Here is a 15,936-nt window from a genome sequence, read left to right as displayed (position 1 = left end):
TTTACAACGTATTGAACTGTGCATCATGAAGTGCACGGTAAATACCTTCACTGTTTTTAAGTAATGATTCGTGTGTACCTGTTTCAACAATTCCATCTTTAGTAACAACCATGATCCTGTCTGCGTTTTTAATCGTTGCAAGTCTGTGTGCAATAATTAAAGTGGTGCGTCCAACAGAAAGTTTGTTTAATGCGTTTTGGATATGAACTTCCGTCTCAGTATCCAGTGCACTTGTCGCTTCATCTAAAATAAGAATTGGTGGGTTTTTCAAGAACATACGTGCAATGGAGATACGTTGTTTTTGGCCACCCGAAAGTTTGACTCCACGTTCTCCAACTACTGTGTCTAGTCCGCGAGGATAACTATCTACAAGTTCTTTAAGTTGTGCCTTCTCTAACGCTTCATAGATTTCTTCATCTGTTGCATCGAGTTTTCCGTATGCCACGTTTTCACGTAAAGTTCCTGCGAATAAGAACACATCTTGTTGTACGGTACCAATATGTTCACGAAGTGATTTTAGTTGAAGGTCACGAATGTCAATTCCGTCAATTGTAATTTGTCCCATATTCACATCATAGAATCTTGGAAGGAGTGCAGTGAGTGTTGTCTTTCCTGCACCAGATGGTCCAACAAATACTGCGTTAATTTTCTCTAATGGTTTAAATAGAATATTCGACATTAAAATAAATGCAGCAAATTCACCATACGAAATTTTGTCGTTCATAACGAAGTACGCACCGGCAATTAAGATAAATACAGTAACAAATCTCATGAGCATGTATGTGCTTGAGTTGTTGAATGACATGATTTTATATGCCTTAAGTTTCGTAAGCCTAAATGCATCGTTTAGTTTTCTAAAAGCAGCAATCTCTTTATCTTCATTCGCGAATGCTTGTACTAAACGAATACCACCAATTTTGTCTTCGATCAGATGGTTGAAGTCAGAAACTCGACCGAATAGTTCTCTGAACGCAATCGTCATCTTTTTATTGAAGTAAATCGCAATTACTAAAATAAGTGGAACGATGATAAATGAAATAACCGCAAGTTGTGGGTTAATCCAGAACATAATTCCGAATGCACCTAAGAGAGTCATCACGGCAATGAATAAGTCTTCAGGACCGTGGTGAGCCATCTCACCAATGTTCATTAAGTCATTAGTGAGACGAGTTAATAGTTTACCCGTCTTAGTGTTATCAAAGTAGCTATATGATAAATTTTGTATATGAGTAAAGAGATCATTTCTGATATCTCTTTCTATATTTGTTCCGAGCATGTGTCCCCAATATGTAACAACAAACTGCATGAATGTATTGATGAGATATACGAGTAGGAGACCAATACTAGCAAGTATAATCCACTTCCAATTTCCTGATGGGAGTAAGCCGTCAATAAAATAGCTGACGATTACAGGGAATAGAAGTTCTAATAGTCCAACGAATACTGCTGATGCGAAATCAATCGTGAAAAGCAGCTTATATGGACGGTAATAGGAGAAAAACTGCTTCAAATGAAACCATCCCTTCCGAGTTAAAGTTATGTAAAATTATATCACAATATAGATTTGATAGATTCATACGATTGATGGATATCACTAATATTGATGTGATAATATATAACTAACTTTATATAATGAGGGAACATACATGAGTAAATTAACTATTGGTTTAATATATGGTGGTAAATCCACTGAATACGAAGTATCTTTACGTAGCGCAAAGAGCGTACTTGATGCGATCGATAAAGACAAATACACCATTCGTTTAGTTCATGTACTGAAAGACGGTACTTGGAAAACAACGACTGAATTAGATGAAATTGATTTAGAGAAGAAAGATGCTGAAACAGTGTACGTAGTGCCTGGACAAGCGTTTAAAACAGAAAATGGACCACTTACGATTGATGTTATGTTACCTGTATTACACGGTACGTACGGTGAAGACGGAAACGTTCAGGGAGTATTCAATAGTGCAGGTGTTGCATTTGCTGGATGTAATACACGCTCAAGCGCGATTGCGATGGATAAAGACATTACTAAGCGTCTCTTATCTTATGCAGGCATTGATGTTGCGAAAGGTATTGTTCTAAATGATTATGAATCTGATACATGCTCATTCACTGATGCGAGTGAAAAACTCGGGACTCCAATGTTTATTAAGCCAGCTAACCAAGGGTCTTCAGTTGGTGTATTTAAAGTTGTAAATGAAGAAGAGTATGACTACGCATTAAAAGAAGCCTTCAAGTTTGACACTAAGATCTTAATTGAAGAAGCGATTGTGGGTCGTGAAATTGAAGTATCAGTACTTGGAAATGAAGAGTTATATATTTCAGTGCCTGGAGAAATTGTCTCAAACGTTGATTTCTATGACTATGAGTCAAAATACCTTACAGATGACGGTGCGACTCTCATGATTCCTGCAGAAATTACGGAAGAAGAAAAACAAAAAATTCAAGAAGTCGCATATCGCACATTTAAAACATTAGATTGTGAAGGATTCTCAAGAGTGGATGTATTCTTAACAGAATCTGGACAAGTCTTAGTAAACGAGATTAACACGTTACCAGGATTCACTTCGATTTCAATGTATCCAAAACTCATTGAAGTTTCTGGTATTCCTTATAGTGAACTACTCGATGAACTGATTAATCTTGCTTTAAAACGTCATGAAAAAGAAGTCGCACTTATGACAAACAATCCATTATTCTAAAATAAATCCCTGTATATTGAAGAGACATACTTCAATATACAGGGGTTTTTCTTGTGGTAAACTAAAGGTAATTAATTTAAAGAGGATGGTTATGTTTATGAAAGAAACACTTATTGAAAGACTAACAAGATATACAACAATTGATACACAATCTGACGCATCTAGTACAACTGTGCCTTCAACGAAGAAGCAGTTTGATCTCCTCAATGTATTAAAAGAAGAGCTAGAAACAATTGGCTTAGAAGATATTACTTTAGATGAAAAAGGATACCTTTTCGCAACATTAAGAGGACAAAACAAAAATGCGAAAACGGTAGGATTTTTAGCACACGTAGACACAGCGACTGATTTCACTGGAACAAATGTAAAACCACAAGTCGTGAACTACGAAGGTGGAGATATTCTTTTAAATAAAGAACTTGATGTCTCAATTACTGAAGCACAATTCCCAGCTCTAAAAAACTATGTCGGACACACGCTGATGACTACTGACGGAACAACACTTCTAGGCGCAGATAACAAAGCGGGAATTGCTGAAATTATTTCTGCAGTGGAATTCTTAAAAAACAACCCAGTAGATACACTCGGTGACGTGAGAATCGCATTTACTCCAGACGAAGAAATTGGTCGCGGACCCCATCACTTTGACGTAGAGAAATTTGGAGCAGATTTCGCGTATACTGTAGACGGAGGACCAGTGGGTGAGCTTCAATATGAGAGCTTTAACGCTACAGGAGTTAAGGTGATTATTCACGGTACGAATGTCCATCCAGGTACAGCTAAAAACGTTATGGTAAACTCAGGTCGTATAGCGGCTGAGTTTATCTTACAGTTTGATGAGAAAGATACTCCAGAGCACACAGAAGGATATGAAGGATTCTTCCATTTAATGGAAATCGAAGGTACAACAGAAAAAACAGTCTTAGAATACATCATTAGAGACCATGACAAAGAGAAATTTGAAGCGCGTAAAATACAGATGCAAGATGCAGTAAAAGCATTGCAAGAAAAACATACGAACGCTAAAATTGATCTTCTAATGGAAGATCAGTACTACAATATGAAAGATAAGATTGAGCCTCATATAGAAATCGTAGAGTATGCGAAAGAAGCGATGGAGTCACTAGATATTACACCTGTGATTGAGCCAATCAGAGGTGGGACAGACGGATCACAACTTTCATATATGGGACTACCAACGCCAAACATCTTTACAGGCGGAGAAAACTTCCATGGTAAATATGAATTTGCATCCATTGATGACATGGAAAAATCAGTTAAGACGATTGTTGAAATCATAAAATTAGTAGGGAAAGATAGTTAATTAATCATATTCAATGACTTACAAAAAAACAGGCTGGGACATAACCAGCCAAAATAACTGAAAAAAGGTGCCAATCATAAGTTTTTCATGATTGGCACCTTTTTGGTTTGAAAAATCGTCATTATTTAATGGGGGGCAGGGCTTCCTGGCAGTGTACTTCCTTAAGTTCACTGCCATGAATGCAAAGCCCAATTCATTTTCCACGTTCTCTGCGCCTCTCACTGACATTCGAGTGAAGCACAAATTCGCCTTCAAAAATCCGAAGACAGGCTCGACATCGATTTTACGTTTGCCGTAAATTTCACCTGTTTCTTCATTCGAAAGCTGTGTCCGGATATATTCTTTTTGTTGTTCCCATTTCTCGTTGTAGTGAATCTTTCGATTCTTCCCTGCTTCCGCTTGGGTGCATAGATGCCGTAACGGGCAGTCCGAACAATCGTCACACTCATAGACTTTAAACTGTCGGGTATAACCATAACGATCTTTTCTTGTGGATCGGTAACGGAATGTGAGTGTCTGGTGGTTGGGGCACGTGAAAGTGTCCGTCTCTGCCTCATAGTCCCAATTCGAGAAATGGAACGGATTGTTTTTATATTTCTTCTGCTTCTCTTTTCGGTATTGGTTATAGGTGATCAGGGGTGTGCGTTTGCGATGGTGAATCACATCTTCATAATTTTGTTCACTGCCATAGCCGGCATCCGCGACAATATAGTTCGGCAATTTAAAGTAATTATTTTCAATGGTATCCAGGAAAGGGATGAACGTTCGCGTATCCGTTGGATTCGGGAAGACTTCATACGCCAACGCATATTGGCCTTCTGTGGCCAGTTGAATATTATAGTCGGCTTTTAATTGGCCATTCCCCATATAGTCGTCTTTCATTCGCATAAACGTCGCGTCGGGATCCGTTTTTGAATAACTATTTCGGTTGCCGAAGATGCCCAGGGCCGTTTGATATTTCAAATGACGGGCCAAATAATCTTTGAATTTTTTACGATATTGTTTCGGCGCTTTCCGCTCTGAACGCAGTTGCTTCCGTTCTTTGGCATCGTCACTCTCTTCGATTTGTTTGTCATATGTTTTCACTGTATCGTCCAAGTGGGCCACAATTTGATTGAGTGCTTCAGTAGAGAGGACCTCCGGGTTTTCCCGTTCGATTTCCGGAATGATGGACTGTGCCAATAATTCATCGTACATTTTATTGGAGTTTTCCACTAATTGCGCACTATGATTTTCGATTGATTTCCGCCATACAAACGTAAATTTGTTGGCATTCGCTTCAATCTTTGTCCCGTCGATGAAAATCGCTTCATCGTCAATCAGCTGCGCCTCAACCAGTTGACAGCGAAACTGCACGAAACATTGACGCAGCAGTGTCTTAACTTCTGGATGCACCCGAAAACGGTTGATCGTCCGGTAGCTGGGTTCATACCCCTGCGCCAGCCACATCATCCGCACACTGTCTTCCAGTAATGCTTCGATCTTACGACCGGAAAATACGGATTGGGTATAGGCACATAGGATGATTTTCATCATCATGCGGGGATGATAGGCCGGGCAGCCTGTTTCACGCAAGAAACCGTTGAACGCATCATCCGGAATCTGTTCCACCATTTGATGCACGGTAAAAGCGATATCGTTTTCTTTCAGTTTTCTCTCCAGATCCAGCGGCAAAACCACTTGATTCATGTTATAATCTTTAAACATAGGGATACCTCCGATAATTGGGTTGTGGTGACTTTAACTTTATCAGAAGGTGTCCCTTTTGTTTACAAAAAACAAGATATATTTGTTATAAAAATGAAGCGAGGCAGTCACAATTCTGAATTGTGACTGCCTCGCTTATCTTCTTAATCTACTGGGGAGTTTTGTCCCAGCCTGTTTCATTTATATTAATCCAATCCACTGCCAGTATGTCGCTGAAAGTATCAATATGAGAATATATCCTACGATTGTCAGGACAATGCCTGATTTAAGTAGGTCCTGGACTGTAAATGTATCAGTACCGTAGGCAAGCATATTTTGAGGCGCACTGACCGGAAGTAAAAACCCGAAACATATGACAAACTGCTGGATAAGTACGAAGCCGAGGCTGGACTCTCCAAGCCCGAGCGTAGTCGTCAGGGCGATGAAGACAGGAATCAGTGCCGACGCCAGACTTGTCGCACTTGCAAAACCAAGATGTATCAGGATGTTGAAAATACTCACAAGTGCAATCACTGCAAGCAGCGGCATGGACTGGAGACCCATCGCCCCGAAAGTCACATCGGATAGCCATTGGGCAGCGCCTGTTCTGAGCAGTACCGTCCCGAGTGAAATACCGATTGCAAATACGATGATCGTGCCCCAGTTGATTGTGCCCTCAACCTGTTTCCAGGTGAACACGCCGAGCTTAGGTGCCAGCATGAGGGCAAGCGCAATGAGTGTAACCGAAGCGGAATCGAATGGATGCAGTATGCCTTCCGTCGACCACATCGCCAGCAGAAGCCCTGCGATGATGATCAACCTTATTTCAGATGGCTTGATGGGACCGAGCTTCTCAATTTCCTGCTGAATCATTTCCCGGCCGCCTTCGATTTCGCTGGTTTCAGATTTAAAGAGTCGGGTCATGGTGAAATAAAGTACTATACTCATGAGAATAGACCATGGCGCTGCATAGATGAACCACTCAATCCATGAAACATCCTGCCCCATGGCTTCGTTGATGAACCCGATTGCCACAAGATTCTGAGCAGCCGCTGTTTTAATGCCGACATTCCAGATGGAGACGGCCTGGACTGCAGTGATGACCAGCAATGTTGCAAGCTTGCTTTGTTTCGTCAGACCGAATGCAGCCACCATCCCGATCAAGATCGGAATCACTGCACCGGCGCGTGCTGTTGCAGATGGCACGAAAAATGCAAGGATCACTGACACCATGATTGTGCCGAGCACGATGGCGTTGGTTTTGTTGCCGACGACCTTGAGTACATAAAGCGCCATACGCTTATGCAGGTTGGTGATCTGCATCGCACTGGCAAGGAAGAGCGCTGCGGCTACAAGGGCGACTGCAGAGGTCGAAAAGCCGACGAATGCAAGTGACAGTGCGTTTGATGTACCCAGCATATCAGAGCCTGACAAATCTGCATCCCCCAGCGTCTCACCGAGCTCCCCGACAGGGGAGAAGCCGAGCAGAACAATCATAAGCGTGGCAATCATCACTGCAGAGACGGGGTACTTCACAGCTTCAGTCACCCACATGATGACAGCAAAAGCCAGTATCGAAAGGGCACGGAGACCGATGACACTCAAATCATCAGGAGCCGGAATCAGATTGATTGCAATTAAGACCGCGAAACTGACGATGACCCAAATCGGCTTGAATTCTTTATTCTCTTTTCCTGTCATAAGTGGTCCTCCTATTGTTTAATTACTATGAGTGTATCAAATTTACACTGTGATGGGTACCCTTTATGAAAAGTATCACAAAAAATTCATTATTCTTAATCATCTGGTCATATTTATAAGTCTTCAGGCTTCCCTTATACTCTAAGTGGAGGTGTTTTTTATGAGAGTCGTCGCAGGTGAAGAGATGAAAGCCGTCGATCGGTACGCGATCGAAGAAATTGGCATTGACGGACGGATATTGATGGAAAATGCAGGGCGTGTCGCCGCAAAGAACATTATGAAAAACTTTGGGAGGCAAAAGTTTTGCGTCCTCATCGGCAGCGGCAATAACGGCGGGGATGGTTTTGTCATCGCCAAGGTGCTGCAGGAAAATGGTTACCATGTGAGCGTTTGCGTTATTCCTGAAAGGGATAAAATCAAGGGCGATGCAGAGTACCATATGAACATTTACCTCAACTCAGGTTTCAGTTTCACACAATATGATCAGGCCCCAGCAGAAAGTGCGGACATCATCGTCGATACGATGCTCGGGACCGGGATCAAAGGGGAGATCCGTTCACCTTATAAAGAAATTTTCAGGGAATTGAACAAAATGGATAACACAATAATATCTGTAGATCTTCCCAGCGGTGTCCCGGCAGATGAATCCCCGGTGCCGGAACATGCGCTGCAGGCCGATCATACGCTGATCATCGGGCTGCCAAAGTTAAGCTATTATACTTAGCCTGCACGCAAATATTATGGGGTGGCAAAAGTGATTCATATAGGCTTACCGAAGAAAGCGATCGAGGAAACCGTACAGTCGAACATAATGCTTTGGTCGCAACTCCTGACGGAGAAATCTTCATCAACGATACCGGCAACGCCGGCCTGGCCAAAGGAGTTTAGGGATTATATAATTGAGATGTATTAGAAAAAAGAGATAACCTCGTTTATCTCCAATTATTTATAGTAGTAAGTTCATCGATTAGATGAATGACTTTGATTCTTTCGTAACTTATACTATCTTCAATTTTATCTAAATATAAATAATAACTTGAGACAGGATTATACTTCGCTACATCATTGGTATTACTATCATATATTGATTGTTCTACCTCTCTAGTTACATAAACATATTCATCATCTGCTATTTCTGCTTTCTTTAAATCAAATAAAAATTTTGATAATAAGTCTGTGTAATCATGAAAAATCCTCATAGATTCGCCCCTTGTTGTTTAAAATTAAATCGCTTAAAAGCTATTTTGCATCTTGTACTTCATATATAATATCAAATAGTAAGAGGGGCGGGGACATAAGTATCTTAAGAAAAAATAATCCGTACGTTAGCTTTCCTGGGGCATCGCGTAAGCCTGTAGTCTTACGCTGGTGCTTTTCCCCTAGGAGTCTAACGTACGGATTTTATCTATTCTCTGTGAAACATTACATCTTTTCAGGACTTATGTCCCAGCCTCTTTTTTAATCTTGTTCTTTTCGTTTAATTTTATGTGATTCGCCAATAGGTCTCACTGATGTGATTCCGTCTTCCAGATTCTCTGTTGAGTAGGCTGGTTTTAGGAATAGTGCAGTTAAGAGTCCAATTGCCATGAATATTGATCCTACAAAGAAGCTTAGATTTATTCCATCTAGCATTGCTTGGTTAATTTCTAGCTGAGTAGGGTTTGCGATTTTACTTAACTGGAAGTTCATATATCCTTGCATCACGGAGATTAAAACAGCGATACCAACTGCTCCTGATACTTGGTTCATCATACTGTTTAGAGATGATCCATCAGGTGTTAATTCCCTAGGTAAGTCATTCATACCGTTTGTCATAACAGGAGTGTTTACCATTGTCATACCAAAAGCTCTCACCATATATAATGTGAGTAGGTAACCAAAGCTTGTATCAAATGTCAGTTTACTGAACATGTACGTAGTGATAGTCGCGAGAATTAAACCAACAATAGCAAGCCATTTTGGACCAACTTTGTCGAATAGCTTACCAGACACTGGTGAAAGGAATCCCATGATTAACGCACCAGGTAAGAGTAAAAGTCCCGTTTCAATCGGTGATTTGCCTTGGATATCTTGTAAGAACAAAGGGACTAAAATCATACCAGCAAAGAGTCCCATGTTAGACGCTGAGCTAATGATTGCTCCGAGCGTATACATCTTATGTTTATACACACGAAAGTTTAACATCGGCATCTCTAATTTCATCTGTCTCATTATATATATATACACGAGAATTAAACCTATAAATATTGGTGCAAGAGTAATAATCGAAAGCAACTTGTGGTCACCAGCAGAAACGAGTCCGTATAGTAGAGCACCAAAACCAAGTGTAGATAAAATTACAGATGGAATATCCATTACAGCTTTATTGTTGTTTTTAATCTCAGGTAAGAGCTTATATCCAACGACAAGTATGATAATAATAACTGGTAACATCATAATGAAAAGCATGTTCCATGAGTATGATTGAACGATAAATCCAGAAAGTGTCGGGCCAATTGCTGGTGCGAAGAACATGACGAGACTAAATAATCCCATAGCAGTCCCACGCTTTTCTGGAGGGAAGCTTCGAATCATTGTATTCATTAAGAGCGGCATGAGTATGCTTGATCCAGCAGCTTGAATCATACGACCGACGATGAGCATCGGGAAGCTGATTGAAAAACCTGCAATAGTAGCGCCTAATAAGAATAAGCTCATTGCAGATAAGAAAATTTGCCTTGCGCTAAACTTGTTCATGAGATATGCTGTCGTCGGGATGACAATTCCAGACACAAGCATGTATGATGTAGATACCCATTGAACAGTACCAGTGGATATATCAAACTCATCTTTTATAGAAGGCAAGGCGACGTTTAAGAAAGTGTTAGAAAGAAAAGCAATAAAAGCACCAGTGATAAGTATCGTTATCAAGCGATAATCTGGTTTATCAGGTGAAGTTTTTGACAAAAAGACGCCTCCAATTCAAAATGTTAATTGCATTGAACATTAAATGATTCAATCAAAATATTTATTGTCAATTAGGGTATAGATATAGAAACCGGCTACAGCTCCAATCACAATTGCAAGCGAAATATTACGAGTGCCAAGTGATGGAATAATAAGATCAAGTAAAAAATGAGAAACAAAAATCATTATAGCTATTGATAATAAAGCAGTAAGCAGCTTGGTCATTCTGTTCCCTCCCTTTACTAAAATTAACAACATATAGTATGATACACCCAACTAAGTGCAAAAAACAATAAATAAGTTCGATAACCGAAATATTAAAATGGAAGAGGGTTACTATGGAAAAGACACATAAGTTTGAATATGAGTATTATGAAAATAGAAATGATATTCCGGATGAATTTTTAGACGAATTAAAGATTAGAGGCGTAGATTTAAAAGGAAAAAATGTCCTCGATTTAGGTGCCGGTCCTGGATTTTTAAGTGCAATGATGGCGGATGAAGGTGCGATTGTAGATGCACTCGAACCATCAGATACGTTCATAAAACTTGGCGAAGAATATACTAAAGGTAAAAATGTTACCTTTATTAATGGTATGGCAGAATCTATTCCTTTAAAAGAACAAAAGTATGATGTTGTTATAGCACTACGTGCTTGGCAATACTTTGAAAGTGGAAAAGTAATTAAAGAAGTTTTACGTCTATTAAAGCCAGACGGATTATTAGTAATCTCAGACATTGGATTTAGAGTGAACAACAAGATGATGAAGCAAACAATGAAAATCATCAAAGAATCTGCAAAAGGTGAAAAACTAGATCCAGCAGGTTCAAAAAAATATTCGATTCAAATGATTAGTGGTTTTCCAGTAGAGTGGTTTAGCGAACTTAAATTTGAAAAATTTGACTTAATAGAGTTATTCAAAAAAGATTATCGACTAAAATTTACTGACGAAGAGTGGACAAAACGTATTGAAACCTCTTCTTGGTTATCTAGACATAGTGACAAACGTAAAAAAGAGGTCGTAGATAACCTTACTGAAATGCTTAAAGATATCGATAGAGATAAAAAACATAAAGTACCTCATGTACTTTCAACAGCAATTTTAAAGAACAAAAATAAAGAATAGTATTGAATAAGCGCAAAAATATTGCGCTTATTTTTTTTATGCAAGATAAAGATAACGGTTACATTTTACAATAAATTTCATTGTACATTTACACTAAAAAGTATTGTTTTTATCTGAAAAGTCATAAAAACTCGAAGAAAACGTTATTATATGTATTAATATTCGATTATATGCATGGAAAGAATTGACAGAACTCTTTTCGTAATTTTATTTCAATTACTATTAATTAATATTGAAATATCAGAATATTCCAAAGAGATGAACATTGATAAATAGTAATCATAATAATTGAAATCCCTTGGTACATAAGGTATTATAATAAGTGACAAAAGCCACACAGGTCAAAACGATGTATGAAATAAATTTTAAATTAAAGGAGGGAAAAGAGTGTACACTACATCAATTATTCCAGCGGAACAACGCATTAAGGAATTTAAACAGGTAGCAATGAACAATTCAAGACTTAAAGAGAGCAAAGTGAGTCGTAAAAATGATTCATTCTTATCTAAATTAGTTGGCTAATACGTATTTTTATGAATTTTAGAATCGAAAAAGTTAAAGACGTCCAATCCTTAAAGTAGGAGGGGCGTCTTTTTTCTTTTTAATTTAAATTTAATTGCCAAGTGAATCCGAATGGATCTGAAACCCATGCGAACTGTTTACTGAATCCATAGTCGTCGATTGGCATGAGTATGGCACCTTTGGATTTAATTTTTTCGTAGTACCTCATTTGCTCATTCATTGACTCGCACTCAATGAAGAGACTAGTAGACGGTGTAAACGAGAAATCATGTGATACTGATGAATCGGAGACCATGATGTTTAGTTCGCCAATGCGAATCAAACCTTGCATGATTTTTCCTTCCCATTCGTTTGATTCAGGTCCAAATCTATTTAAAAAAACAACTTCGACGTCATCGAAGACAGACTGGTAGAACATAATTGCTTCCTCAGCTCGACCTTCAAACATGAGAAATGGTGTAATAGATTTCATTTGAGTAAACCTCCAATATTTAAATTTAAATATAGTATATCAGAGATATTTGCCAATCTTGTGCATTGAATAATCGTTTGCTTTCTTATAAAATTAAACTACTGTGCGAAAGGAGAGATAGAGATGAACGAAAAGAAGAAAAAGAAATTTAGGGAGTTTGAAAAGAAGAAACTTCCAATTACACGTCAGATGACTGTGCAAACACTGATTAACTTAATTGTTATTACTATTGGTTCATTTCTATTTGCTATTGGAGTTAATACATTCATGATCGGAGGAAACCTTGCAGAAGGTGGGGTTATCGGTCTATCTATTATTATCTATTATGCGTTTGGATATTCTCCTGCACTTACGAACTTTTTAATTAACATGGTACTACTTGCAGTTGGGTTCAAGTTTTTATCTAAACGAGCAATGATTTATACATTATTTACAGTACCAATGAACTCACTTATGATTTGGTTAACAGAAACATGGGTGTTGGAAACTGAAAATATCATCGTAAACATGGTATTCGGTGGACTTTTAATTGGTCTCGGTATTGGTCTAATCTTTAGAGTAGGGTCAACAACAGCAGGGACGACTATCTTAGCGAGAATCGCAAATAAATACCTAGATGTAAACGTCTCATATGCACTTTTATTCTTTGACCTAATCGTTATCGCAATCGGTTTAACAGTAATGGACTTAGAACAAATTCTACTTACTGTTATCGCATTATACATTGCGACAAAAGTGATGGACTTTATTATCGAAGGTATGAATCCGAAAAAAGCAATCACAATTATATCTAAACGACCAGAAGTATTAGCGAAACTCATCACTGTGGATATTGAACGTGGTGTGACGATACTTAAAGGTAAAGGATATTACACACAAGAAAATAAAGAAGTCCTTTATGTTGTTATTAATAAGAATCAGTTGTCACGACTTAAGCGCCTGATTAAGAATAATGACGAAGACGCGTTTGTAATCGTCCACGACGTAAACGACGTTTTAGGTAACTTCTTAATATAAATGCTAAAGATGAGATGTAGAAATCTCATCTTTTTTTACATAAAGGGTGAAGTCGGTATGAATATAAAAGAGATTTCAGAAGATAGACTAGTTATTTTTAAAGATAAAAACACGCTCACCATTAAAGAACACGAAAAACTGATTTCCTTGATGCAACAGATTGAAGAAAGTATGATGCCTATACTTAACGTGAATGTTTCGTATAACGCTGTAACTGTGCAGTGGGATATCTTTAAGATGGACGTAAATGATGTAAAAGAAAACATTCAAACACTCATAAAGAATTTGGATCATATTAAAATCGAAACTCTTGAGAAAAAAATTGTAGAAATTCCTGTCTGTTACGATTCGGAGTTTGGAATAGATCAAGACAAGTTCGATATGCCAATAGAAGAACTCATTGAACTTCACACAAAGAATGAATACCGCGTTTATATGCTTGGCTTCTTGCCTGGATTTATGTATCTTGGTGGACTAGATAAAAGACTCTATAAAGAAAGGTTAGACACGCCTCGCAAAAAAATTGACAAGGGGAGCGTCGGAATTGCTGGTGGTCAAACGGGTGTATATCCGCAAAATGCACCAGGTGGATGGAATATTATTGGACGCACACCAATAGAAATGGTGAAAGAGGGTATTCCTATTGTAAGACCTGGAAATTATGTGAAATTTAATTCTATTACTATTGATGAATATCGGAGGCTAAATAATGATAAGAATAATTAAGCCAGGGATGTATTCATCTATTCAAGATTTGGGACGTACGGGCGTTGAGAAATTCGGGCAAAGTGAATCTGGAGCCATGAATTTTCGTGCGATGATGTTGTCTAACAAGATGCTAGATAACCCATTATCAAATCCAGTGATCGAAATGACAATCGTAGGTCCAGAGTTTGAAGTTTTAAAAGACATAACAATTGCAGTGTTTGGGACTGAGAAAATTAGGCTAAATGGTTCTATTGTCTCTACAGCATCTTTTATTGAATTAAAAGAAGGAGATCACGTCAAGGTGGGGCGATTGCTCGACACGAGAGGATATATCGCTGTAGATGGTAGGATGAACTCTAACCATATACTTGGCAGTCAATCGGTTCATAGTCAACTCTTAGATATACATCCGTTACGTAAAGGAGACGTCATCAAGATTGATGGCGCTAATGAAGCATCATTAGAGAAGAAAATCATGTCAAAATATCCAACGGTTAAAACATATAAAGGGAAGCCAGTGATTCGTGTCATGATAGGTGAAGATGCGGAACGCGTCAAAAATTTAGATTCGTTCTTTAAAGAGAGTTATACCATTCAATCTGATTCAAATCGTATGGCTATTAAATTATCAGGGACTAAGATTGAAGCGGATGAATACGATATTGTGAGTGACGTCACACGTCTTGGTTTAATCCAAGTAACAAAAGACGGTAACCCTATGGTGCTCATGAATGATCGTCAAACGACCGGTGGATATTTAAGACTCGGTACAGTAGCTAAAGTCGACTTGCCAATACTTGCTGACGCACGGCTAGAGAGTCTTGTTTACTTTGAAGAGATTTCGATTGAGGATGCGAGAGCGCTATATAATGAAGAGATGGAGCGTATACAAGGTACGTATTATTTACCCTAATGATGCTTATTTTGATAAGCTATAACTAAAGTAAAGTGGAGGGAAACGTATGAAGACCATCGATATTAATGCAGACTTAGGAGAAAGTTTTGGGGCGTTCAAAATCGGAAACGACGCGGCTATGTTGCCACTCGTTACGAGCGCAAATGTCGCATGTGGATTTCATGCGTCTGATCCTGAAACGTTGGTACATACGATTGACTTAGTAAAACAGAATAACGTAACACTTGGGTGCCATCCTGGATATAGAGATCTAGAAGGGTTCGGGAGGCGTGACATGTCTTTATCTTATAAAGAAGTGTATGCATTAGTGAAATATCAGATTGCAGCTGTGGATGGCCTTGCGAGAAGTGTTGGAGTAAAGATGAAATACGTGAAGCCTCATGGTGCGTTATACAATAAAGCAGAAGTATGCAAAAAAACTAGACAAGCGATTGTAGATAGTATTTATGACTATGACGAGTCACTCTACGTAATGGGGATGTCTATGGGACAGTTAGTGAAATGCGCAGAAGATAAAGGGCTTGGTACAATTCATGAAGTCTTTTTAGACCGTGCGTACAATGATGACGGCACGCTCGTTTCAAGAAACAGTGAAGGAGCAATGATTAAAGATGCTAGAGAAGCAGCGGCACGTTTAGAAGAGATGATTGAAGTGGGGTCTGTTACAACAATCACGGGTAATAAAATCCCAATTAAAGTCGATAGCGTATGTGTACACGGAGACACAGAAGGTGCAGTTCAATTTTTAAAGGATGTATTTAAGGAGTTAAAAACAAAAAATTATCAATTTCAAAGTGTGGTGAACTGAG

At 38.7% G+C, this 15,936-nt stretch carries 16 protein-coding genes; 9 read left to right on the top strand and 7 right to left on the bottom strand.

The window, feature by feature from the left end; all coding sequences use genetic code 11:
* Position 1: 1 nt before the first annotated feature.
* Positions 2-1,510: an ABC transporter ATP-binding protein gene (locus IEU51_RS08695; protein ID WP_186088453.1), complete on the bottom strand. Its 1,509-nt coding sequence runs from the start codon at positions 1,508-1,510 to the stop codon at positions 2-4.
* Between the two features lie 136 nt (positions 1,511-1,646).
* Here IEU51_RS08695 and IEU51_RS08690 point away from each other — a divergent pair, with 136 nt between their 5' ends.
* Both IEU51_RS08690 and pepT read left to right on the top strand, forming a co-directional pair.
* Positions 1,647-2,708 (top strand): D-alanine--D-alanine ligase family protein, encoded by a 1,062-nt coding sequence (locus IEU51_RS08690; protein ID WP_186088454.1) that lies wholly within the window; start codon positions 1,647-1,649, stop codon positions 2,706-2,708.
* Positions 2,709-2,805: 97 nt separating this feature from the next.
* Positions 2,806-4,032 (top strand): peptidase T, encoded by a 1,227-nt coding sequence (gene pepT, locus IEU51_RS08685; protein ID WP_186088455.1) that lies wholly within the window; start codon positions 2,806-2,808, stop codon positions 4,030-4,032.
* Between the two features lie 18 nt (positions 4,033-4,050).
* On the opposite strand, the gene IEU51_RS08680 is transcribed toward pepT, so the two are convergent.
* Positions 4,051-5,739 carry an IS1182 family transposase gene (locus IEU51_RS08680; protein WP_186088456.1) on the bottom strand — a complete coding sequence of 563 codons (1,689 nt, stop codon included), beginning with the start codon at positions 5,737-5,739 and terminating at the stop codon, positions 4,051-4,053.
* A 180-nt stretch (positions 5,740-5,919) separates the two neighbouring features.
* Positions 5,920-7,419: an SLC13 family permease gene (locus IEU51_RS08675; protein WP_186088457.1), complete on the bottom strand. Its 1,500-nt coding sequence runs from the start codon at positions 7,417-7,419 to the stop codon at positions 5,920-5,922.
* Between the two features lie 160 nt (positions 7,420-7,579).
* Here IEU51_RS08675 and IEU51_RS08670 point away from each other — a divergent pair, with 160 nt between their 5' ends.
* On the top strand, positions 7,580-8,143 hold the full coding sequence (locus IEU51_RS08670; RefSeq protein WP_186088458.1) for an NAD(P)H-hydrate epimerase: 564 nt from the start codon (positions 7,580-7,582) through the stop codon (positions 8,141-8,143).
* Between the two features lie 208 nt (positions 8,144-8,351).
* Here the strand turns inward: IEU51_RS08670 and IEU51_RS08665 are convergent, their stop codons facing one another.
* The 3 genes from IEU51_RS08665 to IEU51_RS08655 form a co-directional block, all read right to left on the bottom strand.
* Complete coding sequence (locus tag IEU51_RS08665) at positions 8,352-8,618, bottom strand: hypothetical protein (protein WP_186088459.1); 267 nt, start codon at positions 8,616-8,618, stop codon at positions 8,352-8,354.
* 259 nt (positions 8,619-8,877) lie between these two features.
* Positions 8,878-10,365, bottom strand: a complete 1,488-nt coding sequence (locus tag IEU51_RS08660) for an MDR family MFS transporter (protein ID WP_186088460.1) — start codon at positions 10,363-10,365, stop codon at positions 8,878-8,880.
* A gap of 48 nt (positions 10,366-10,413) precedes the next feature.
* The gene (locus IEU51_RS08655) at positions 10,414-10,590 is read right to left on the bottom strand and encodes a hypothetical protein (protein WP_186088461.1); all 177 of its coding nucleotides are present in this window, start codon (positions 10,588-10,590) and stop codon (positions 10,414-10,416) included.
* Positions 10,591-10,703: 113 nt separating this feature from the next.
* Here IEU51_RS08655 and IEU51_RS08650 point away from each other — a divergent pair, with 113 nt between their 5' ends.
* Both IEU51_RS08650 and IEU51_RS09390 read left to right on the top strand, forming a co-directional pair.
* Entirely contained in the window at positions 10,704-11,492 is a 789-nt protein-coding gene (locus IEU51_RS08650) for a class I SAM-dependent methyltransferase (protein ID WP_186088462.1), read from the top strand.
* A gap of 387 nt (positions 11,493-11,879) precedes the next feature.
* On the top strand, positions 11,880-12,014 hold the full coding sequence (locus tag IEU51_RS09390) for a hypothetical protein (RefSeq protein WP_268234197.1): 135 nt from the start codon (positions 11,880-11,882) through the stop codon (positions 12,012-12,014).
* 79 nt (positions 12,015-12,093) lie between these two features.
* Here the strand turns inward: IEU51_RS09390 and IEU51_RS08645 are convergent, their stop codons facing one another.
* A complete protein-coding gene (locus IEU51_RS08645) occupies positions 12,094-12,486 on the bottom strand; it encodes a VOC family protein (protein ID WP_186088463.1) in 393 nt (130 codons plus the stop codon).
* 189 nt (positions 12,487-12,675) lie between these two features.
* Here IEU51_RS08645 and IEU51_RS08640 point away from each other — a divergent pair, with 189 nt between their 5' ends.
* From IEU51_RS08640 to IEU51_RS08625, 4 genes are read left to right on the top strand one after another with little or no spacing between them, the layout of a single operon-like run.
* Positions 12,676-13,503, top strand: coding sequence for a YitT family protein (locus IEU51_RS08640; protein ID WP_229713938.1), 828 nt, complete (start codon positions 12,676-12,678; stop codon positions 13,501-13,503).
* 57 nt (positions 13,504-13,560) lie between these two features.
* Positions 13,561-14,229, top strand: coding sequence for a 5-oxoprolinase subunit PxpB (pxpB, locus tag IEU51_RS08635; protein WP_186088465.1), 669 nt, complete (start codon positions 13,561-13,563; stop codon positions 14,227-14,229).
* Positions 14,213-15,124: a 5-oxoprolinase subunit C family protein gene (locus IEU51_RS08630; protein WP_186088466.1), complete on the top strand. Its 912-nt coding sequence runs from the start codon at positions 14,213-14,215 to the stop codon at positions 15,122-15,124. Before pxpB ends, IEU51_RS08630 begins: the two co-directional genes overlap by 17 nt.
* Positions 15,125-15,173: 49 nt before the next feature.
* On the top strand, positions 15,174-15,935 hold the full coding sequence (locus IEU51_RS08625) for a 5-oxoprolinase subunit PxpA (RefSeq protein ID WP_186088467.1): 762 nt from the start codon (positions 15,174-15,176) through the stop codon (positions 15,933-15,935).
* The last annotated feature ends 1 nt before the right edge of the window (position 15,936 follow it).

Origin of the sequence: Phocicoccus schoeneichii (assembly GCF_014635565.1) — a bacterium.
GTDB classification, from domain to species: domain Bacteria; phylum Bacillota; class Bacilli; order Staphylococcales; family Salinicoccaceae; genus Phocicoccus; species Phocicoccus schoeneichii.
The sequence above is the reverse complement of the archived record's forward strand: the minus strand, read 5'-3'. Positions and strand labels throughout refer to the sequence as shown.

Excerpts from the sequence above, each read along its gene's own strand:
- IEU51_RS08690 (WP_186088454.1), top strand. The coding sequence starts at position 1,647 with ATGAGTAAATTAACTATTGGTTTAATATATGGTGGTAAATCCACTGAA.
- pepT (WP_186088455.1), top strand. The coding sequence starts at position 2,806 with ATGAAAGAAACACTTATTGAAAGACTAACAAGATATACAACAATTGAT.
- IEU51_RS08680 (WP_186088456.1), bottom strand. The coding sequence starts at position 5,739 with ATGTTTAAAGATTATAACATGAATCAAGTGGTTTTGCCGCTGGATCTG.
- IEU51_RS08675 (WP_186088457.1), bottom strand. The coding sequence starts at position 7,419 with ATGACAGGAAAAGAGAATAAAGAATTCAAGCCGATTTGGGTCATCGTC.
- IEU51_RS08670 (WP_186088458.1), top strand. The coding sequence starts at position 7,580 with ATGAGAGTCGTCGCAGGTGAAGAGATGAAAGCCGTCGATCGGTACGCG.
- IEU51_RS08665 (WP_186088459.1), bottom strand. The coding sequence starts at position 8,618 with ATGAGGATTTTTCATGATTACACAGACTTATTATCAAAATTTTTATTT.
- IEU51_RS08655 (WP_186088461.1), bottom strand. The coding sequence starts at position 10,590 with ATGACCAAGCTGCTTACTGCTTTATTATCAATAGCTATAATGATTTTT.
- IEU51_RS08650 (WP_186088462.1), top strand. The coding sequence starts at position 10,704 with ATGGAAAAGACACATAAGTTTGAATATGAGTATTATGAAAATAGAAAT.
- IEU51_RS08645 (WP_186088463.1), bottom strand. The coding sequence starts at position 12,486 with ATGAAATCTATTACACCATTTCTCATGTTTGAAGGTCGAGCTGAGGAA.
- IEU51_RS08640 (WP_229713938.1), top strand. The coding sequence starts at position 12,676 with ATGACTGTGCAAACACTGATTAACTTAATTGTTATTACTATTGGTTCA.
- pxpB (WP_186088465.1), top strand. The coding sequence starts at position 13,561 with ATGAATATAAAAGAGATTTCAGAAGATAGACTAGTTATTTTTAAAGAT.
- IEU51_RS08630 (WP_186088466.1), top strand. The coding sequence starts at position 14,213 with ATGATAAGAATAATTAAGCCAGGGATGTATTCATCTATTCAAGATTTG.
- IEU51_RS08625 (WP_186088467.1), top strand. The coding sequence starts at position 15,174 with ATGAAGACCATCGATATTAATGCAGACTTAGGAGAAAGTTTTGGGGCG.